We start from the raw sequence: 20,626 nt of genomic DNA, 5'->3' as shown, positions 1-20,626 counted from the left end.
GCCCCTTTCGTCTGCGCCTACTCGGCCGCCTCCATATGGGGCTCGGGCTCGACGAGCGGGAAGGTGCAGGTCACCTGGGTGCCCGCGCCGGGCGCGGTCTCCAGCGAGACGCGGCCGCCGTGCAGCTCCACGAAGGAGCGCACGATCGAGAGGCCGAGGCCGACGCCGCGGTGGCGGGTGCCGAAGGTGTGGCTCTCGAACCGGTCGAACACCCGCGCGGCGACGTCCGGCGGCATGCCGCGGCCCTCGTCGCGCACCGCGAGGACGAGCTCGCTCGGGGTGCGCCGCGCCGTGACCGCGACCCGCTGGCCGGGGCTGGAGAAGCCGACCGCGTTCGAGAGCAGGTTGAACAGGATCTGGCGGACGCGCTTGCCGTCGGCCACCACGCTGCCGATGTCGGCCGGCACGTCGAGGTCGAGGCTCACCTCGGATTCCGCGAGCCGGTCCTCGATGCCGCGCACCGCCGCCTCGATGGTGGAGCGCACGTCGACGCTCTCGCGCTGCAGCTCCAGCGAGCCGGCGTCGATCGAGGCGAGATCGAGGATGTCGTTGATGATGACGAGGAGCGAGCCCGACGAGCGCAGGATGTGGTCGGAATACTCCCGCTGGCGCTCGTTGAGCGCCCCCACCGTCTCGTCGCCGAGGAGCTGCGTGAAGCCGATGATGTTGGTGAGGGGCGAGCGCAGCTCGTAGGAGACGTGGTGCACGAAGGTGTCGCGCAGCTGCGCCGCCTTCTCCAGCGCCTCGTTCTTCTCGGTGAGCGCCCGCTCGACGTTCACGCTCGCCGTGACGTCGATGAGGGTGATCAGCGTCGCGCCCTCGGGCAGCGGCTGGGCGGCGCAGTCGAGCACGGTGCCGTCCACCACCTCGAGGCGGCAGGCGAGGCCGGAGCGGGATTCGAGGCCGGTCACCGCGTCGCGGATGTCCATCCACGGCTCCTCGGCCGGGGCCAGCGTCCGGCAGGCGGCGATCACCGCGTCGATGCGCGGGCGGGATTCGAGGGTCGCGGGGTCGAGGCGCCAGACCGTGGCGAAGGCGCGGTTGGCGAAGGTCAGGCGCCCGTCCGCGCCGAACACGGCGACCGGCTCCTTCAGGGTGTCGAGGGTCTCCGCCTGCACCCGCATCAGGGCGTTGTAGCGGGATTCGAGCTTCATCCGGTCCGAGACGTCGTCGAACAGGTAGGTGAGCCCCCCCTGCGGGTTCGGGTCGGCCACCACCCGGAAGGTGCGCCCGTCCGGCAGGTACCACCAGGTCTCGTTGGCCTCCACCGCCCGGTAGGCGGCGAGCACGCCCTGCTTCCAGGACTTGAAATCGGCCTGCTCGGGCAGCTTCCGCTGGGAGCGGAGATGATCGAGGATCTCGCCGTCGAGGGGGCGGCCCTCGAGGAAGGCGGGGTCGAGGTCCCAGAGCTGCCGGTAGGCGGCGTTGTGGAAGATCAGGCGCTGGCGGGCGTCGAAGATCGCCACCGCGGTCGGGAGCTGGTCGAGGGTGCGGACGTTCGCGTCCATCTGGCGCTGGAGGTCGGCGCGCACGCTCTCCAGCTCCGAGACGTCCACGGCGATGCCGACGCGCCCGTTCTCCAGCGCCGTCTCGGTGACGTCGAGGATGCGGCGCCCGCCCACCACCACGGCCGAGAGCCGGAGCGCCTGCCGGGGTCCGATCCCGGGGCGGCGGCCCGCCTCGTCGCGGGCGATCAGCTCGCGGGCCGGCCGGTCGAGCAGCTCGACGCCCGCCTCCAGCGCCGCCTCGCGGCTCGGCGCCTCGACGGCGGCGACGTAGGCGGTGTTCACCCAGGCGAGGCCGCCGTCGCGGTTGCGCTGCCAGACGGGCTGCGGGATCGCGTCGAGGAGGCCGGAGAGCGCGGCGAGGCCGCGGCGGGCCTCGTCGAGGGTGCCGCGCAACTCCATCAGCTCGCGCCGCTCGTCGGTGGTCTCGCGCAGGCGCAGCAGCGCGCGGCCCGCCACCGCCTGGCCCTGCGCCTCGACGCTGCGGCCGGACTGGCTGTGCAGGCTGAGGCGGAAGCCCGTGCCCCGGAGCCGCAGGGCCTCGACCCCGGCCTCGAGCGCCGCCGCGTCGGCGGGGACGAGCCACGTGCCGAAGGCGAGGATGCGCCGCGCCGCGGTCGCCGCAGGCCGGGCGCCGTCGAAGGCCAGGCCGACATCCCCCTCGATGACCGGCTCGCCCAGGCCCTCCCAGGTGATGATGACCTGGCGCTCGGCGTTGAGCAGCATCTCGGCCCGGTCGTGCGCGCCGCGCAGCGCCCCGAGCGCGGCCGCCTGCTCGCGCTCGCGGCGCGTCCAGCGGGAGCGCTCGTGCAGGTGGAGCAGGGACAGGATGGTGGCGAAGACCGTGAGCCCGATCAGGATCGAGAGCCCGGCGAGGTTGTGGGTGTGAAGGCCCGCGAGGGCGAGCCCGTCCGACTGCGGGGCCGCCAGGGCGCTCCCGGCGAACCCGGCCGCAGCGACGATGAGAGCGCCGGCGCAGGCCGCGAGGCGCGCCGCTCGTTCGACCCTCATGATCCGCACCGCCTCCACGAATCTTCGATGAGGCCCGCCTGCGCGGCCCCGCGGCGCGAACCGCGCCGTTCCCGCGTGGCGGCCGCTCGGGCCGTCCCGCGGGGCACCTCATCTGAGGAATCGGTCCACACTACCCCGGTGCGGAATCGCGCCGGAAGGGGGTCGGGCGGAACAATGAACCCTGGGCTGCATGTCGGGCCGACCCCGACACACGAAAGACACACTTTCGCACGGGACGCGCCGCAATCGGTGCGGGTGCACGCTGCGTCCACACGTATTCGAAGGGGTCGGAAACGCGCGAGAGCCCGGCTTGGCGGCCGGGCTCTCGTCGGGATTCGGGGCCGGCGCGGGCGCCGGCCGGGTCGCCGATCAGTAGCGGTAATGGTCCGGCTTGAACGGGCCGGCCTCCGGCACGCCGATATAGGACGCCTGATCGGGGCGCAGCTTGGAGAGCTTGGCGCCGATCTTCTCGAGATGCAGCAGGGCGACCTTCTCGTCGAGCGTCTTCGGCAGGGTGTAGACCTGCCGCTCGTACTTGCCCGGGTTCGTCCAGAGCTCGATCTGGGCGAGGGTCTGGTTCGTGAACGAGGCCGACATCACGAAGGACGGGTGGCCGGTCGCGTTGCCGAGGTTCACGAGGCGGCCCTCCGACAGGAGGATGATGCGGTGACCGTCCGCGAACTCGATCTCGTCGACCTGCGGCTTGATGTTCGTCCACTTGAGGTTCTTCAGGCCGGCGACCTGGATCTCGTTGTCGAAGTGGCCGATGTTGCAGACGATGGCCCGGTCCTTCATCACCCGCATGTGGTCGATGGTGATGATGTCCTTGTTGCCGGTGGCCGTCACGAAGATGTCGGCGCGCGGCGCGGCCTCCTCCATGGTGACGACCTCGTAGCCCTCCATCGCCGCCTGCAGCGCGCAGATCGGATCGATCTCGGAGACGAGCACCCGGCAGCCGGCGTGGCGGAGCGAGGAGGCCGAGCCCTTGCCCACGTCGCCGAAGCCCGCGACCATGGCGACCTTGCCGGCCATCATCACGTCGGTGCCGCGGCGGATGCCGTCGACGAGCGACTCGCGGCAGCCGTAGAGGTTGTCGAACTTCGACTTGGTGACCGAATCGTTCACGTTGATCGCCGGGAAGAGCAGCTTGCCCTCCTTGGCGAGGATGTAGAGGCGGTGCACGCCCGTGGTGGTCTCCTCGGAGACGCCCTTGATCGAGTCGGCGAGGCCGGCGAACCAGCCCTTCGGCTTCTCGGCGAGCTTCTTCTTGAGGAGCGCGAAGAAGATCTCCTCCTCCTCGGAGCCCGGCTTGTCGAGGAAGGCGGTGTCGCCCTGCTCGGCGCGCAGGCCGAGATGCACGAACATCGTGGCGTCGCCGCCGTCGTCGAGGATCATGTTCGGCATGCCGCCGTCATGCCAGTCGAACAGGCGCGAGGTGTAGTCCCAGTACTCCTCGAGCGTCTCGCCCTTCACGGCGAAGACCGGGATGCCGGCAGCCGCGATGGCGGCCGCGGCGTGGTCCTGCGTCGAGTAGATGTTGCAGGAGACCCAGCGGATGTCGGCGCCGAGCGCCTTCAGGGTCTCGATCAGCACGGCCGTCTGGATCGTCATGTGCAGCGAGCCGGCGATCTTGGCGCCCTTGAGGGGCTGGCGCGCGGCGTACTCCTCGCGCACGGCCATCAGGCCCGGCATCTCGCTCTCGGCGATGGAGATCTCCTTGCGGCCGTAATCGGCCAGCCCGATGTCCCTGACGATGTAGTCCTTGGCCATGTGCCCGATGCTCCGTTGGCTGTTCGGCGTGCCTATACCAGGGCACGAGCTATGAGGCAATCAAGACATAAAGATGTCTTTATGCGCGCTGTGGGGATGCGCTCCGGCGCCACTCCTACGAACGTGATGTCCAGCTTTCGAGGAGACAGGATTAAAAGCGTACGTGCTTTGACGAAGCGACTGAGGCTTGAGAATGCGTCGCGCGGTGCTTGCCGGAACCCTGACCCTCGCGATCGCGGGCTCCGCCTCCGCCCTGCCGGGCCGGATCCCCACCTTCGAGAAGGTGGCTTTCGCGGGTCGCACCCTCCGGGTCGCTTCGCTGAGCGCGCTCGATCAGGCCTGCCAATCCCTCGGACCGCTGGCGATCAGCCTGATCGACGTACCCCATGCGGGCAGGGTCACGGTCGAGCACGGCCGCGACTATCCGAACTTTTCCGCGCTGAACACGCGGTCGCGCTGCAACACCCGCAAGGTGCCGTCGACGGTCATCCTCTACACCCCGGCGCCGGGATATACGGGCTCGGACGAGTTCGCGATCGAGATCGTTGGTCCTCACGGCAATGTCGGCCGGGCCCGCTACGAGATCTCGGTCAGATAGCCGCGGCGGAGGGCGCTGAAGCAGGTCCGATGCCGTCCGAGCCGGACCCTACCCCTCCTCCCGGAGCTGCCGGCGGATGATCTTGCCGGTCGTCGTCATCGGCAGCTCGGCCCGGAACGCCAGCTCCCGCGGCACCTCGTGCGCCGAGAGCCGGGCGCGGGCGAAGGCCAGGATCTCGTCGCGCAGGGCGTCGGAGGCGGACAGGCCCGCCCGCAGCACCACGAAGGCCTTCACGATCTCGGTGCGCAGCGGGTCCGGCTTGCCCACCGCCGCGGCGAGCGCGACCGCCGGGTGGCGCAGGAGGCAGTCCTCGATCTCGGTCGGGCCGATCCGGTAGGCGGCCGAGGTGATCAGGTCGTCGTCGCGCCCGACGAAGTGGATGTAGCCGTCCGCGTCGCGGCGCGCCTGATCGCCCGTCAGCATCCAGTCGCCGCGGAACTTCCTCGCGGTGGCCTCCGGCTGGTTCCAGTAGCCGAGGAACATCACGGGGTCCGGCCGGGCGACGCAGATCTCGCCGGGCTCGTCCACCGCCGCCTCGCTGCCGTCCGGCCGCAGGATCGCGACGCGGTGGCCGGGAACCGGCTTGCCCGTCGAGCCCGGCCGCGCCACCCCGGCCGCGCGGCAGGCGGCGAGCACGAGGTTGCACTCGGTCTGCCCGTAGGCCTCGCCGATGGTGAGGCCGAGGGCGTCCCGCGCCCAGGCGAAGGTCTCGGGCCCGAGGGCCTCGCCCGCCGAGGCGATGTTGCGCAGGCGCGAGAGGTCGAAGCGGGTCCGCGGATCCGCGACGCCGCGCAGCATGCGCAGCGCGGTCGGCGGCAGGAACACGTTGGTGATGCCGAGCCGCGCGATCAGGCCGAGCGCGTCCTCGGCCTCGAAGCGGCCGGGGCGGGCGACCACCGGCATGCCGAGATAAAGGCTCGGCATCAGCACGTTGAGGAGACCGCCGGCCCAGGCCCAGTCGGAGGGCGTCCACATCAGGTCGCCGCCGTGGGGCGCGAAATCGTGCATCATCCGCCAGCCCGGCAGGTGGCCGAGCAGGACCCGGTGGCCGTGCAGCGCCCCCTTGGGCGCGCCCGTCGTGCCGGAAGTGTAGATCATCAGGGCCGGGTCGTCGGGGCCGGTCTCGACGGCGGCGAAATCCTCCGGCCCCTCGGCGAGGAGGTCGGGAAGGCCGAGCGCCCCCGCGAGCGCCCCCTCGCGGCAGACGACGAGGTCGAGGCCCGGCAGGCCGGCGCGCAGGGGCCCGAGCTTGGCGAGGCCGGCGGCGTCGGTGAGGATCGCCCGCGCGCCCGAATCCGCGAGCCGGTAGGCCAGCGCGTCCGGCCCGAACAGGCCGGCGAGCGGCAGGGCGACGGCCCCGAGCTTGTAGGCGGCGGCGTGGGCCACCACCACGGCGGCCGATTGCGGCAGCAGGACCGCCACCCGGTCGCCCGGCCCGATCCCGTGCGCCCGCAGAGCGCCCGCGAGGCGGTTCGACTCGGCCCGCAGCCGCCCGAAGCCCACCGTCCCGGCCGCGCCGTCCGGGCCGACCTCCACGATCGCCGGCCGCTCCGGCTCGCGCGTCCCGAACCCGTCGCAGACGGCGACGCCCATGTTGAAGCGCTCGGGGATCTCCCAGCGGAAGCCGGCCCGGAGCGCGTCGTAATCGGGGGCGGGGCTCAGCACCGGCGCCTCACGCGTCCCGGTCGGGGAAGCCGCCGGCGAAGACGAAGTCGGTGATCGGCCGGCGCCCGTTCGGCGTCTCGCGGGTGCGCTGCTCGTCGGAGAGCTCGGCCGGCGCGACGGCGCGCCCCACCGCGTAGGCCGCCTCGACCCGGTGGTGCTCCGGCACGTTGAGCACGCCGACCGCGCGCTCCTTGTCGAACCCGGTCATGCCATGCGCGTGCCAGCCCTGGCGGATCGCCTGGAGCTGAAAGGCGAGGGAGGCCGCGCCCGCGTCGAGCGAGTGGCTCCACGAGGGCTGCAGGTTCTCGCCCACCTTCATGCGGGTGCTGGAGACCAGGATGACGAGGGCGCCCGTGTTCGTCACCCATTTCTGGTTGCCGGGGGAGATCAGGTCGAACAGCCGGTCCCAGTTGGTGTCGCCGCGCAGGGCGTAGACGAAGCGCCAGGGCTGCGAGTTGTAGGAGGAGGGCGCCCAGCGCGCCGCCTCGAACATCCGCATCAGCTCCGCTTCCGGCAGGGCCTCGCCCGTGAAGGCGCGCGGCGAGCGGCGCTCGACGAAGAGCGGGTCGATCGCGTGGTCGGGCTGACGCGGCGTCGGATTCGTCACGGTGGCGGGTCTCCGGGCGGAACGGGCTTCTCGGCCGGGCAGCGCGGGCCGCCCGCCGCTCCGCATGCACGAGGACGGGAATCCGCGCAAATACGACCTTCGGCCGAGGGCCGCCCAACGCGGAGCGCCGCCTCCGCTCAGACCACTGCCTCAGCGCAGGGCGCCGCCGAGCCCCGTGGCTGCCCCGAGGCCCGTCGCGCCGCCGAGGCCCGCGCCGCCGCGCCCGGCCGCTCCCCCGCCTTCCAGCCCGTCGGGACCGCCTCCGCCGCCCCCGGCGCCGACGCTGCCCGGCAGGACGATGGAGCCCGGGCTCACGTTCATCGACCCGAGGGATTGCGGGCAGATGCGCGCGCAGACCGGCGCGAGCTCGACCGGGCTCGTGCAGAGGGAGCGCGCCTCGCCGCCGACGCAGACGCAGGAGCAGGTGGCCGAGGCCGGCTGAGGCCGGAGCGCGATCAGCGCTCCCGACAGGGGCGCGAGCGCGACGAGCGCTCCCAGCAGAATCAGGCGCATGCACTCCTCCCCGGCGCGGGTTCCCGCACGGCCCATCCCGTCGCCGGACGGCGCGCAGCATAGCTCATCGCGGGCCCTGTGTCCGGTGCAAGGCGGCGTGGAGCCGGGCGAGGCCCGCCTCGACCGCCTCGAGCGTCCCGACGAGGGTGTAGCAGGTGAAGGGGTAGGGGCCGGGACGGCCGGGGCCGTGGCGGTAGACGCAGTTCCACTTCACCGTGGCGTTGCCCTCAGGGCCCCGCGGCGCCGGGAAGCGGAAGCGGCCGTAGCCCGCGTCCGGATGCTCGGTCTGGGGCAGGCCGGGACTGTAGACGCCCATGGCGTAGGCCCCGTCCTCGGTGGCGAGGATCACCGGCAGCGGCTGCTCGCCGGGCCCGTCCGAGAGCGGCGCGCGCCGGCCGCTGCCCGGATCGAAGCTCCAGAACCGGGCGAAGTCCGGCGGCATGTAGCCGGTCAGCACCTCGAAGTTCGCCCGCTCGAAGGCCCGCCCCACCGCGAAGGTGGCCTTGTAGGCGATGGCGTTCGGAACCCCGTGCGCGCCGATCTCCACCTCCTTGGTCAGGACGGTGTCCGAGACGGGCGAGGCGTAGGGGCCGGGTCCTCTCGGGCATTCCCGCGAGGTCTGTCCGGGAGCCATCCACCAGGCCATCCGGGTGCGGGTGCGCAGCCGTCCGCCCCCGGCGCGCAGGCTCAGGAGCAGGCTGGTGCTCTCGGGCCCCCGCCCGTCGTGGCCGGAGCCGGCTTCGGTCGGGTTGAGGCACTCGCCGAAGCCGTCGAAGGAGGCGGCCGATTGCAACTCGCGGCCATGGTCGAAGCTGTTGAGGAACTCGCGCCCGTTCCAGGTCAGGCTGTCGATGGCGCCGGCCGTGCGGACGGAGGCAGAGATGACGATCTCGGAGCCCGCGAAGGGCTTGGTGGGCGCGGCACGGCCCTCGGGTAACGGCCAGCGCACGCCCGGTCCGTCCTCGGCGAGTGCCGGCGACAACAGGGCGAGAAGGAGGAGAAAGGGAAGATACATCGAAGGCTTCCGGCTGGGATGAGGGAGCCGAATCTTCCCATGCTTAGAGCCTTGAGCTCCTATGCGAGACAGTTTTCAGGACAAGCTCTGCGCGGATCGAGCCGCTGGACGACCGAAGGGCCGGTATCGATGTGCCGCACTGGTCTACGTCTCGAGGAGCATTTGGGCGCCGGCTGAGATGCACACATCGAGCTCGGCCTCCCGCGATTCAACACGGTCTCGGCTAGGAGCCCGTCCGAGTAACGGAGGTTGAGGGTTGAGGCCGGGTAGAGGGGCGAGACCTGCGCAGAGGCTGCGGCTTGGGGGGCTCAGCGGCCGGCCTGTGCCAGCTTGAGGAGGTTGTGGGCGGTGCAGATCATCGCCCACTCGCCCCGGACCTGATCGAGTCCTCTCATCAGGAACTGTCGGAAACCTCGGGCCTGCTTGATCTGCCCGAACACCGGCTCAACCACCTGCTTCCTGAGGCGATAGCGGCTGCGGCGGCCAGCCCGTTTCAGGCGGGCAGCCATCGCGCTCATCAGGGGCATCTTGGTCAGCCTCCGGCGGCCGGCCGCGTCCGCCTCGCCGTGACGCGCCCGGCCCGGAGCAAGGTAGCCCATGATGCCCCGTTCCTTGAGCGCGAGGAGGTTCGCCTCGTTGGCAAAGCCGGCATCACCCGAGACCTCCCGCGGCTTGCGCCCGAGATGAGCCCGGACCCCGTCCACAAGCGGCACGAGGGCGCGGTAGTCGGCCGAGTTGGTCACGAGCCGATGCGCGACGATCACCTGATGGGCTGCATCGACCGCGATCTGACCGTTGTAGCCCTGTACGAAGCCATCACGCGTGGGCAGGATCCGGCTGTCCGGGTCGGTGAAGTTGCGCTGCGCCCGGTCGGGCGGACTGCCGTCGTCACCGCGCAGTGGCCGACCCTGCCAACGCATGCCCGACGAGGCACCCGGCCCGTTCTCGTCCTCCGGATCGGGCGGATCTGTCGCCTCCGCTTCCAGCGCGGCCTTGGCGGCGCGGATTGCTTCCAGCCGTCGCTGCTTGTCGGCCATCCAGTCCGGCGTCTCGTCGCCCCGACGGCCGGCACCATGAGCCTGATCCTCCGCCGCGTCAGCCTCGCGCGCTCGCTCCAGCCAAGCGTCCACCTCAGCGGCCAGGGCCGGCTCGGCCGTCTTCATCCGGCTGTAGCTCATCGCTTTGTGACGCGAGGCATTGGCCTTCAGCTTGGTGCCATCTACCGCCACGTGAGCGAACTCGACCAGACCGGCCGCCCGACACAGGCGCAGCACCTGCACGAACAGGTCGGATAAGGCCACTCGGGTGAGACCGACATCCAGGGCAAGGTCAGCCGCTGCGGCGACGAACTGGCCCGCACAGTGCTCTACGAGGCGGCCCATTGCCCGCTTACGAGTAGCCGCAAATGGTCGAGCTTGCGCGCTTGGGGCATGCAGATCGCCAGGCATCGTGGCATGGCGCGGGCCCGCGTGGCCGTCCCGCGCAAGCTTTCCGTCGTCCTGCACCGGATGTGGAGCGACAAGAGCGAGTTCCGCTTTGGCCAGGAGCCGGCAGCAACCGTCGCCGCCTGACACAAGACACGCCTGCCGAGTTGAACGGAGCGACAGGAGGTTAGACTTCACCCACAAGGGTGACCCGGATCGTTCCCGTGGGGACGATGGGTGCCGCGATCTCGTTGAGAGTCCAGAGCCGATCCGGGTCAGCAGATCAGGTCGTGAAACAAAGTTGAGACGCCTCGCTCTCCTGACCCCATCCTGCGGCGGCCTCGCGCCGATCGCGAAGGGAAGCGCGTGACCCGCAGGAGCGACACAACGGGAGCAGGAAACGTCGATCAGGAGACACTTGCTTCACATACCGCAATCAGAGCGGACTCTAAGATGACGGCCGACGCGCGTGGATGGATACGCCTGCGGCTAAAATCTCTCGACCAACCGGACCAAGCGCCTCGTCAAGTTCGTCGCTTCGGTCGCCCAATTCGCGCACGAAACCGTCTAACGTCGCTGCCCACCCGTTCGCGTCATCAACGAATGGCCGGACCGCTTGCAACTGCATCAGCAAGCCTTGGGATGGCCAATGGTGCCGCTGCAGGGGCTCACTTAAGATTTCGAATCCGGCAAATATTTTGCGCAGCCCGTACTTCGTCATATTGAAGTAGTGGCTCGGATCTCCGTGCAGGGGCTGCATAAATGCGGTGTCGACCAGGACTTCGCCGCCCGGCTTTAGGATTCGGAAGATCTCCGATGCCATTCCATGTGGGTCGGGCAGATGTTCAAAAACGGCAGAGCTGACCACCAGATCAAAGGTCCGGTCTTTGAACGGAAGTTGCGACCGCGTGTTGACGATCTCGACGCTCTGGAAGTGTACCGCATCTAGGCGGACGACGTTGTCAAAGCAGAGATGGGCGGGCCGCATGCCAGAGCCGAGGTCGAGGGCGAGTTGCCCGGACTCAAGTCGATCAATTAGACCGCGCATCCGACTGGAATACGGATGCGTGCGGTCTAGTGGCTCGATCAACCTGAACAGAGGAACCACGCCGTTGTCATGCACATGCAATGCATCGGCGACGGCTTTCGGATTGAGGTTCGGCAGGAGAACGTCCCGGAGGTCGAACGGCTTGGGCGGGTAAGTCCGGAGGGGGTATGGCTGCTGGTACAGCACGTCCACGGTCCCAACCGAGTACTGCTCTGCTCCGAAATGCGCGACAACCTCCAGCGTCGTTAGCACTCCGGCCCGACCCTCGTCGAGAACCACGTCTCCGTAGAACCCGCAAGAGGCTGCGAAGTCGATCGCTGGGTAAAGGCGAGCTACATCGGTTCGATAGCAGTTGGTTAGCTCGGCCGCGGGCACAGCATCGACTAAAACCACAATTGACGTGGGCAGGACGCCGTCTTCGCGTATGCACCAACCAGAAACTCGTAGGATCGACTGGCAATCCGCATGGCGTTGGGGCGCATCGATCGCGCCGAGCAGCTCCGACATAGCAATCCCTTTGTTCGTGCGGGAGCGGGTCTCCCACAAATTGCAACCTGAGCGCAATGGCGCCGCCATGCCTTCGATATGCCCTGGCGCCACCGATCATTCGAAAACGCTTCGGGCAACGCCAGGAAGTGGATCGAAGATAAAGCCTGCCGCGGCTGGCCGGGCGGGATGATGTGGATGGACATGCTGGAAGAACCGGAGCGGGCGGACGGTTCAACCGCGCCCCAGATCCGGAGGATCACTCGGCACCGCCCTCATCTTCCGCCAGTTGCAGATGTACCAAACGACGCGCGCATCCACCGAAGGTCATCTCACATTTGCACCCCGCTATAAAAACCTATTTGCAGCGTGCAAATTCGGGCACCCTTGCCGAAGATACCAAGCGAAGCGTGGTGCGCTGCACAGGCCTCACGAAGTCAAGACGGACGATAGGATGCCTGCATGTTGCACCAAGCCCGTTAGGTGACCGGCAGCGCATGTTGAACACGCGGTGGCGAAGCCAACTCGCATTAGTAGACTTGCCGTCGATACAGGCCATAGCGAATCTAAGAAACAGGCCCAAACTAACTTATTCCTAAATGACAGAGGAGGGAGGCAATGGTGGGGAAGGCCGGACCACGGCGATCGCGTTGTCAACGCAATTCGTCTGATGCGGAAGCCGCATTAAAAAAGCAGGCCAGCCACGTGCGTTCAAGTATCGGTCGAATTTGCAGAGGTTATGAATGTTCATTGAGATGTCTTCGATAATGTAAAGGCCGCCAGGAAGCAACCTCAGATAAGTTGCATCAAGTAATGTGGAATTCGCCTCGTAGGTGTGACAACCGTCATCAATCACTAAGTCAAACCTAAGGTGGGGCATAATCGACCATGCTAAATTAATAGAAGATTGATCAAGCTGATCGAGATAGAACGTTCTAATATTTCTTTCATCAAAAAGACAGTTTGCATCATAATCTGCGCCATAGATCATCGCATCGGGAAACATTTCGCGCCATGCACGGAGCGATGCACCAGGCGTACCCAGCGCCCCCATATTTCCAACGATCTCTAAATCGTTAGTCCCAATTCCTACTTCGAAGATCGTTTGAGGCGATCTCGGCAGGAGACCGAAAAGAATCTCATAAAACAGGCAGTAGTTGTGCCAGGTCGCCTTATCGCTGCCATGCCGCGTCATGATTTCACCGAGACGCGAGGCAGATCCCCCGCTTACCGCAGTATGATAGTCTGAGATAAGCTGCCCAAAAATACCCTCGCCATCACCGTAGAAGGCCAAAAAATCTTTAATTTGCACGCACCTCTCCATCGTCGGTGTAACGAGAGCGGAACCAGCTCACAAATTCTGAGATACCCACCTCAAGCGAAGTTTTGGGAGTGTAACCTGTTAACCCATTAATCGCAGAAACGTCCGCCCAAGTGCAAGAAACATCTCCAGGTTGCATCTGTAAGATCGATTTCTTTAAAGGTCGTCCGCATGCAGCCTCGATGATACTCACGAAGTCACTTAGAGATCGCGGCTGGTTGTTGCCAATGTTCAATATGCGATGCCCGCCATTTAGAGGGGGGCGGTCTAGCACCCCCACGATACCGTCGACAATGTCGTCAATATAAGTGAAATCACGCTGTAAACGGCCTTCACCAAATATCGCAACCGGTTCGCCACGAAGAGCCTTCCGAGTGAAGGAGAAATAGGCCATGTCAGGCCGCCCCCACGGCCCATATACAGTAAAAAATCTCAGTCCCGTTTGAGGAATATTGAAAAGATGCGAGTAGGTGTCGCTCATGAGTTCTCCAGCCCGCTTGCTCGCAGCATAGAGAGAGATAGGGTGATCCACAGGATCAGTCTCTTTAAATGCTTGCCCGGAAGACGGGCGGTCTCCATAAACAGAACTCGACGAAGCGTACACTAAATGATTCAATTTCGGGGTATGGCGGCAGGCTTCAAGCACTGAAAGGTGACCAGCCATGTTCGATCGTTCATAGGCGAAAGGATGATCCAACGAATACCTCACACCCGCCTGCGCAGCGAGATGAATAACCCTGTCTACATCCTCCACGGCCATCAGATCTCGAATTGCAGATGGATTAGCAACGTCCACTCGTCTGATGTCCACATGAGCATCTCGGCTCAGCCGTCCAGCGCGTGCAATTTTCAATTCCTGTTCGTAGTAATCGTTGAAGTCGTCGACGCCCAAGACCCTTTCTCCACGTGCAGACAGCCTCATAGCAACATGGAAACCAATGAAGCCAGCCGCACCAGTGACAAGGATAGTGCTCATGAGTTCTTCCCAGGTGGCTTACGGCGAATTTGGAAAAAAGAAATAAGCGGGTGCATTCGCAGAGTTTCCGCGAAAATCTCCGCCCAATCTGGGCCAGCAATGCGCACCGGAACTGCGGTGCGCACCCCCAATGAGCCTCGGCATGTGCTACCTCGGCTGTGCAGACCAACCTACCTAATGACGTCAGGCGAGCAAGATCCTCACACGCCGCAACGCCGTAGTACGCGTACTGAATAAAGTTCCCCAGTTTCTACAAATTTCCGACAGCCAGGCTGGCGAAATTGCCTCATTATGGAACTTTATGGACAGCCTGCTGCGCTGGGTGACCTCCGAGGATGTCACGAAAGTCAAACACATTGGCTAGGCAAGCTTTGAGCTAAGTGGGCTTCGGGCCGCAGTTACGTCGCGGTTGAATGAGGTCCACCATTCAATCAACGCGATGAGGGCGAACCATAGCCGTTCCCGGCTGTGATTGCCGGGCGCCCTATGAATTTCCGTAAGAGCAACCGGGTCAAGACCAAGGCCTATACCCTGACGTACATATGCAGAGAAGCCACCATTTAATCTGAACCAATCTTGTACCCAATCCGCCATAGGGAGCACGAATCCGTGTTTCTTACGATCAATGATATCTCGGGGCAAAAGGCTCCGCGCTAACTCACGCAGTAAAACTTTGCTTTCCTGACCAAGGTATTTTTGGTGCGGAGGAAGACTGAGCGCGCGCTCAACAATTTTCCGCGATAAAAACGGCGCACGACCCTCAATACTGGCGGCCATAGTCATCCGATCCGCTTTAATCAAAAGATCATCAGGCAACCAGCTCGCAAGATCAGCAGCTCCCATTCGCTGGACGGGATCATGCGCAGAAGTAAGCCATTCTACGAGATCTCGTTCAAATTTATCAGGCTCTGAACCCGCGTGGGGCACTGCCGATTCACGTTCATGCAAATAGGTAAGGAGCGGAAATCCAGACTGTGTCTCTCCAGCTGATTCCACCAGAAGCCCAGGAGCCATGCTGCGGACATCATGAGCCGCGGAGTATGCCGCTGAGAAGTCACCAATTAACTGGCGAGCGCGGCTGGCGTAATAGCTGTATCCACCGAATATCTCATCAGCTCCCTCACCTGAGAGCACAACCTTCACTTTTGACGCTGCTGCGTGTGCTAACCAGTGAACAGGAAGCAGCGCTTGATCTCCGATAGGCTCGTCAAGTGCCGCACAGACAACTGGGAGAAGTTCACTGAACCGCCGAGAGTCGAAGTGAAAGGTGTTTAATTTAATGCCAAGATGACGTGCTACAGACTCGGCATGAGAACTTTCGTCCGCAGTAGGATCATCGAACCCGATACAAAACGCCTCCACGTCCGAGTGCCGACGGGCTGCGAGTGCTGCAATAAGGGAGCTATCAATTCCCCCTGATAGAAACAACCCGACGGGCACATCGGAGACTAATCGACTCTCAACCGCTTCCTCAAGCAGAGATCGGATTTCATCTACTGAAGCCTCGCGCGAAGGTTCAAGCTGCGGCCGATAGTAGCGGTACAAGCGGGGTTCATGAGCAGCATCAAAATTAATTTCCAGACGTTCGCCGGGTAGCACCTTGGAAACGTCAGACAACAACGTTTGCCGTCCGCTAACGAAGTGGCTGGCAAGATAGCGGTGAACTGCCCAAGCGTTCACCTCGCCTCTGATCCAAGGCGTTATTGCAACGGATTTCAGCGAGGAACCATAAACGAAATGTCCTGGTTTGAATGCGAAGTACAGCGGCTTCTCACCGAACCGGTCACGAGCAAGATGTAGAACTCGCCGGTCTAAGTCAGCTATTGCGAGGGCGAACATGCCATCCACGCGATCTAAAAGGCCCTCGATTCCCCAGGCATCATATCCGTGGGCCAGAACCTCGGTATCACTATGTGAAACAAATGAGTAACCGCGGGCTTCCAGAGCGTTCCGTAGCGCTTTGAAGTTGTAGATCTCGCCGTTTTGGAAGGCGACAACTTGACCTTCACGGCTGTAAAGCGGTTGCCAACCGCCTGCTAGGTCAATGATGGAGAGGCGGCGCATTCCTAGATGAAGTGCACCTGCTTCGTAACGGCCTTCTCCGTCAGGCCCCCGATGCATGATGCAGCCAAGTTGGCGGTCGAGCAGACCAAGCGGAGCGTTCGGATCGATGTAGCCCGCGATTCCACACATGATTACATTTAACTCCTGATTCAGCAGTAGAGCCCGAGCTCGCCAATGTAACGCGCATTTTCAAAATCAAAGCAGATTATCAAAATTCATTACTATTACATCACAGATCCCACCGACTGAGAGTTTCGGTAACACTAGGCCACCTCGAACGAGCACGTAGCTTAGGCGTCGACTTTAAGGTCCCCCCGATGATTGCGGGTGGGACCCTTTAGCGACAGTCTTCTCTAATGCTTCTCTGAGCCAAGGCGGGACACGAGAAAAAAATTCTGCGTTATCTAGTTCCGACTGCTTCGCTTATAATTACTCTGTAGCTGTCACGCATGAAAGCGAAATCCGGCAGACTTTGGAACACCGGTTTAGAACGAGAAGCGAACAACGTCCGCATTTCAGGCTCGTTGATCATATTTTTCATGTGCGTCGCCAATGCGCCTGTGTCCCCGGGCTCGTAGAGAAAAGCATTATAGTCTTTGCGAACTTGCTCGCGGATACCCCACACTCCAGTTGAGATTAATGGGAGACCGGCGGCCATAGCCTCGAGCGTTACTCTCGGATAGCTCTCCACACGGGAACTGCAAACGAAGACATCCGATCCTACCAGATAGCTTCGAGCAGCAGGTGTCTCTGGAATAACATGTATGCGACTGCTCAACTCCTCGGGGAGGTCTCGGATTATGTTGTGCAACTGACTGCTGTAATCGCCTGGCCTGTCGCCGACGAGGAAAATAGCCGCCCTCCTCGCCAGTTCTGGGTTCAGTGCTGTATACGCTTCAATGAGATCAATCTGGCCCTTCCGGCTTGAGATTGTGCCAACGCATGTGAATACACAAACGTCATCTGCAACTCCCATCATTTCTCTGCATTTATTGCGATCAAGACCCTCGAAGGATTGAACAAGCTTCTCAGTGTCGAGGCCATTCCTGATTAGGCTAAAGGAATGCCGGCTGTCGAGGGGACGCCAAGCATCCATTGTTGAGCGAGCAACGAAGACAGTCTTGTAGGGATAATCGAATGCATTGTACGCCGCATTGGAAATGTGGGTAGGGAAGTGCGAGAAGTAGGTCTGCCATGGTTCACTTTCGCGAATAATCCAAATACAGGGTAAGTTTGCAACTCGTGCAACCTCTACGGCCCAAAAGCTGTCGGCGGTATTAGCGACAACGACTTGGATTCCTGCGTACAGAAAGGACTGCGCCATGCGCTTGATTTCTGCGTTCCAAGCTTCCTCGGCTGGCCAATCGGTCAGTGGAGTGCGTGTGATGTGAACTGGTATTCCCGCCGCTCCGTAACGGTCCTTCAGCGGTCCATCATACGGTGATATGACGACTGGATCGACGGCCTGGATAGTTTTCAGCCCGTTCGAGAGTTCGAAGAGGCTGTTTGGGGCTCCTTCATGATTGAGATTGTGACTAACGAACAGAACTCGTGGTGTTTCATCGGAGGGAACGTGCAGATGGTGCCTCGCTACCTCGAACTGCTCATTTTTTAAGGAAAGATTTGGATTGTACCATTTATCAACCCGCGCGGAATACTTTTTCCTCATGGCGAGTTCCTCGAGGGGATTGTCGCTAAAACCGCGCGTTTTGCCTTCGTAGTGATACAATTCAGCGGATGCGCACTGGACGCAGAAATAGCCCGCGTCGACCAACCTGTAGCAATAATCAACGTCGTTGTATGCAACATTGAAGTTGTTTGCGTCCAGTCCACCCATGCGTATGAACAAGTGGCGCGGCGTCAGCATACAGGCAGCAGTCACACCTGCAGTTTCTCGGCTCACTTTCGCAAGAGACATGTACCCATGGTCGTAATTCGCAAGTAGTTTGAAGGAGTGACCTGCCATTCCTTCGTGCAGGCCGTGTGTAATCCCGCCGTGCTGTAGCCGGCTGTCTTCATACATAAGCCGTGCGCCGACGGCGCCAACCTGCTCCATTTGAGCGTACCCGACCATCTGTGAAAGCCACCCTGGGCTAATAACCTCAGTGTCATTATTGAGTAAGAGTACATACTCTCCCGCGGCTGCTGCCACGCCAGCATTTATAAGGTGAGAGAAGCTAAAACCGGTTTCTGGAGACGCAATTCGCAGAATTTCGGCGTCACAGTTCGCCAAGTAGGTCAATGTTTCCGGTTCGGAACTTTCATTGTCAACTATCAGAATGTCGTAATTTTTGTATTTCGTGAGTCTGATTGAGTCGACGCATCTGCGAAGAAGCTCCACTTTGTCTCTGGTTGGTATGATTATTGTAACCTTCGGCCCGTCGTCCGGGAAGATTGGTTCAAATATGCCGAGGCGCGCCGCTTTGGCGAACGACGGTTGTGCTACTTTAGCTTTTATCCCACGGCGATCGAACGCCTCTTGTACAGCACGCTGACCTCGTGCGAATGCTTCCGGCTTGGTGTCCGCGCTCAGTGCGGTAGACCCCTCAGCCGCTCGCCAATGATAAAGTACTTGAGGAATACGCTCGACAGTTCGTGCAATCTCGCTCATGCGTAATGCCAAGTCGAAATCCTGACAACCCTCAAAACCGAGTCGGAATCCGCCAACTTTATCGAATAGGTTTCTTCGGAACGTAAAAAGATGGCTCATGTACATGAAGCTAAGCAGTAGTATCGGGCTCCAGCCTGGCTTAAACTGGGGCGCGTACCTCTTGTTTTCCAAATTAATCTTGTCGTCATCGCTATATACGATATCGACATTGGGATTATTGCTGTAGCAAAGTGCGATTTCCCCGAGCGCCGCCGGGTGAAGAAGATCGTCGTGGTCAAGCAAGGCGACTATTTCGCCGGTTGCAAGCGACATTGCTCTATTTGTTGCTGCACTGATGTTCTCGTTTGTGGGGGACGTCGTGAATTTTATTCGACTGTCCATCCCCGAATATCTCTTAAGGAGATGCGTAATTCCTTCGTCGTTGCTGGCGTCGTCGCAGATGCAAAGTTCCCAGTTAGAGTATATTTGATCGATTACGCTTTCAATTGCAGATATCAAGTGAGATTTGTTTGACTTGAATACCGGCATTACAACTGAAATCAGCGGAAGCTGTGATTGGCTTACATCCAGTCGCTTCACCAACGACATACGGTCTCGGCTTGAGAACGGATTTACTTCGAGCCACGAGTCGTAAGTGCTAATGGTGGTTGCAGGCGGTCTTTCAACAAGTGATACATTTTGTTGACTCTTCGGGGGAACGATAAGCAGGTCGGCGAGTTCAGGATGAGGCTTGGTGCCGTTCGCTCGTCCGATGCGGAAGTAGTACGCGAAGACACCCCACGCGTAGGATGCACTTTCTGGATACGCACCCTTATACCACCGAGTGCTAAATCTCGGATGTGGGTCACGGCCCTCAGCTTCTCCGTGTCTTATGAAGTGCTGAAGAGGATCGACTCTCTCCCGTCTGATGTCGGGATAGGCGTTCAAATACCAATCGATATCGAAAAGAGGATTGGGTCGTCGGCTCTCGAGGTAGCCGGCGGATTGATAGTGAACGAGTGGGTTCATTCCTGCCGCGGCCACATCTTTGTGTGCTGCAAGATACCAATCGGTATCGAATAGAGGGTTTGGATCTCTGCCTTCCAACCAGCCAATCTTCAGATAGTGGTGGAGCGCGTCCTCCAGGTTGATAGAGAGATCTGGTGACGAGGCGAGATACCAGGCAGCGTTAAATAGTGGTTGGGAATGCCACAATGGCTTATCGGGCGACTGCCATCGGTAGGACCCATGAAGACGGAGGCAGCTAGCGGCAGCATCATTGCCACTTTTGGGAAGATCGGGATGATGAAGTAGGAATAGTTCCCGGTCGAAGGATAGACTTGGAAGCCGCCCTTCGCTCGAGCCATGTTGAAGATAATGGACTAGCGGATTTTCTGCGCTTTGACGTACGTCAGTGTACCTGTCGAGATAGAAACTGGTGTCAAAGTGTTCCGATGGATTGAGGCGGAGATCCGCTCCGACGGTGATATAATGTACAGCTGGGTCTACGTCAGTCGAAATGCCGGATATTTTTGCGTAGTAATGCTTGTCGAAGTAAATGCTTCTCGAGATTTCTCGTGCTTGCGCGATCAATTTCTTCCGGGCTGAGATTGTCGAAGGTTGCGGAAAACGGAAAGCTAATTTCGCCACGGGAATTATCTCCAATGGTTCGGAGTCAAACTTCTGAGAAGCTGGTCCGCCCGTATTGTGTTCGTCTTGTTGTGGATAAGTCGATGTTGCTTAGGGGCGCGTCATCTCTCACGCGCGCCGGTATGTTATTGCGTCAGAATGACTGAGCTTGTATTCGGTGATTTGAGCTGTTTTACATTTGGCGTCCGACGCTGGTGTATCTGAGACCTCGGCGGCCCATGTCCTCGGGGCGGTAGACGTTGCGCAGGTCGACAACCACAGGTTCGGCCATGACCGCCTTCAGCCGATCGAAGTCGAGCGCCCGGAACGCGTCCCACTCGGTCACCAGGACCAGCGCGTCCGCCCCTTCGGCGCAGTCGTAGGGGTCGGCCGCGTACCCGATG

The 20,626-nt window shown here is 62.3% G+C and carries 13 protein-coding genes and 2 pseudogenes; 2 read left to right on the top strand and 13 right to left on the bottom strand.

All coding sequences use genetic code 11. The features are described 5' to 3' along the window. Positions 1 to 17: 17 nt before the first annotated feature. Both MOX02_RS03715 and ahcY read right to left on the bottom strand, forming a co-directional pair. Positions 18 to 2,516 carry a sensor histidine kinase gene (locus MOX02_RS03715; RefSeq protein ID WP_147024384.1) on the bottom strand — a complete coding sequence of 833 codons (2,499 nt, stop codon included), beginning with the start codon at positions 2,514 to 2,516 and terminating at the stop codon, positions 18 to 20. Positions 2,517 to 2,885: 369 nt separating this feature from the next. Next, positions 2,886 to 4,286 carry an adenosylhomocysteinase gene (ahcY, locus tag MOX02_RS03710; RefSeq protein ID WP_147024383.1) on the bottom strand — a complete coding sequence of 467 codons (1,401 nt, stop codon included), beginning with the start codon at positions 4,284 to 4,286 and terminating at the stop codon, positions 2,886 to 2,888. 193 nt (positions 4,287 to 4,479) lie between these two features. Here ahcY and MOX02_RS03705 point away from each other — a divergent pair, with 193 nt between their 5' ends. Then, the gene (locus tag MOX02_RS03705; protein ID WP_147024382.1) at positions 4,480 to 4,884 is read left to right on the top strand and encodes a hypothetical protein; all 405 of its coding nucleotides are present in this window, start codon (positions 4,480 to 4,482) and stop codon (positions 4,882 to 4,884) included. A gap of 48 nt (positions 4,885 to 4,932) precedes the next feature. Here the strand turns inward: MOX02_RS03705 and MOX02_RS03700 are convergent, their stop codons facing one another. The 5 genes and pseudogenes from MOX02_RS03700 to MOX02_RS03680 all read right to left on the bottom strand — a co-directional run. Beyond that, positions 4,933 to 6,549 carry an AMP-binding protein gene (locus MOX02_RS03700; RefSeq protein ID WP_147024381.1) on the bottom strand — a complete coding sequence of 539 codons (1,617 nt, stop codon included), beginning with the start codon at positions 6,547 to 6,549 and terminating at the stop codon, positions 4,933 to 4,935. A 7-nt stretch (positions 6,550 to 6,556) separates the two neighbouring features. After that, positions 6,557 to 7,156, bottom strand: a complete 600-nt coding sequence (locus MOX02_RS03695) for a nitroreductase family protein (protein ID WP_238179530.1) — start codon at positions 7,154 to 7,156, stop codon at positions 6,557 to 6,559. A 150-nt stretch (positions 7,157 to 7,306) separates the two neighbouring features. Beyond that, positions 7,307 to 7,669, bottom strand: a complete 363-nt coding sequence (locus MOX02_RS30960) for a hypothetical protein (RefSeq protein WP_170267648.1) — start codon at positions 7,667 to 7,669, stop codon at positions 7,307 to 7,309. 64 nt (positions 7,670 to 7,733) lie between these two features. Further along, positions 7,734 to 8,684: a hypothetical protein gene (locus tag MOX02_RS03685; RefSeq protein WP_147024378.1), complete on the bottom strand. Its 951-nt coding sequence runs from the start codon at positions 8,682 to 8,684 to the stop codon at positions 7,734 to 7,736. 308 nt (positions 8,685 to 8,992) lie between these two features. Then, positions 8,993 to 9,985 (bottom strand): annotated as a pseudogene (locus MOX02_RS03680) (transposase); the annotation flags it as partial. Between MOX02_RS03680 and MOX02_RS03675 the strand changes: the two are divergent. Beyond that, positions 9,986 to 10,255 (top strand): annotated as a pseudogene (locus MOX02_RS03675) (IS110 family transposase); the annotation flags it as partial. It abuts the pseudogene before it with no gap. 301 nt (positions 10,256 to 10,556) lie between these two features. Here MOX02_RS03675 and MOX02_RS03670 read toward each other — a convergent pair. The 6 genes from MOX02_RS03670 to MOX02_RS03645 form a co-directional block, all read right to left on the bottom strand. Beyond that, positions 10,557 to 11,663, bottom strand: a complete 1,107-nt coding sequence (locus MOX02_RS03670; RefSeq protein WP_170267646.1) for a class I SAM-dependent methyltransferase — start codon at positions 11,661 to 11,663, stop codon at positions 10,557 to 10,559. A gap of 574 nt (positions 11,664 to 12,237) precedes the next feature. Further along, complete coding sequence (locus tag MOX02_RS03665; RefSeq protein ID WP_147024376.1) at positions 12,238 to 12,954, bottom strand: class I SAM-dependent methyltransferase; 717 nt, start codon at positions 12,952 to 12,954, stop codon at positions 12,238 to 12,240. Further along, entirely contained in the window at positions 12,944 to 13,939 is a 996-nt protein-coding gene (locus MOX02_RS03660; RefSeq protein WP_147024375.1) for an NAD-dependent epimerase/dehydratase family protein, read from the bottom strand. Before MOX02_RS03660 ends, MOX02_RS03665 begins: the two co-directional genes overlap by 11 nt. Positions 13,940 to 14,299: 360 nt before the next feature. Next, on the bottom strand, positions 14,300 to 16,132 hold the full coding sequence (asnB, locus tag MOX02_RS03655) for an asparagine synthase (glutamine-hydrolyzing) (protein ID WP_147024374.1): 1,833 nt from the start codon (positions 16,130 to 16,132) through the stop codon (positions 14,300 to 14,302). 271 nt (positions 16,133 to 16,403) lie between these two features. Beyond that, the gene (locus MOX02_RS03650) at positions 16,404 to 20,243 is read right to left on the bottom strand and encodes a glycosyltransferase (protein WP_147024373.1); all 3,840 of its coding nucleotides are present in this window, start codon (positions 20,241 to 20,243) and stop codon (positions 16,404 to 16,406) included. A gap of 172 nt (positions 20,244 to 20,415) precedes the next feature. Then, the coding region (locus tag MOX02_RS03645) for a UDP binding domain-containing protein (protein ID WP_244948426.1) at positions 20,416 to 20,626 on the bottom strand (211 nt) is incomplete at its 5' end.

Source organism: Methylobacterium oxalidis (assembly GCF_007992195.1).
GTDB lineage: Bacteria > Pseudomonadota > Alphaproteobacteria > Rhizobiales > Beijerinckiaceae > Methylobacterium > Methylobacterium oxalidis.
This window is presented reverse-complemented; position numbering and strand designations above follow the sequence as displayed.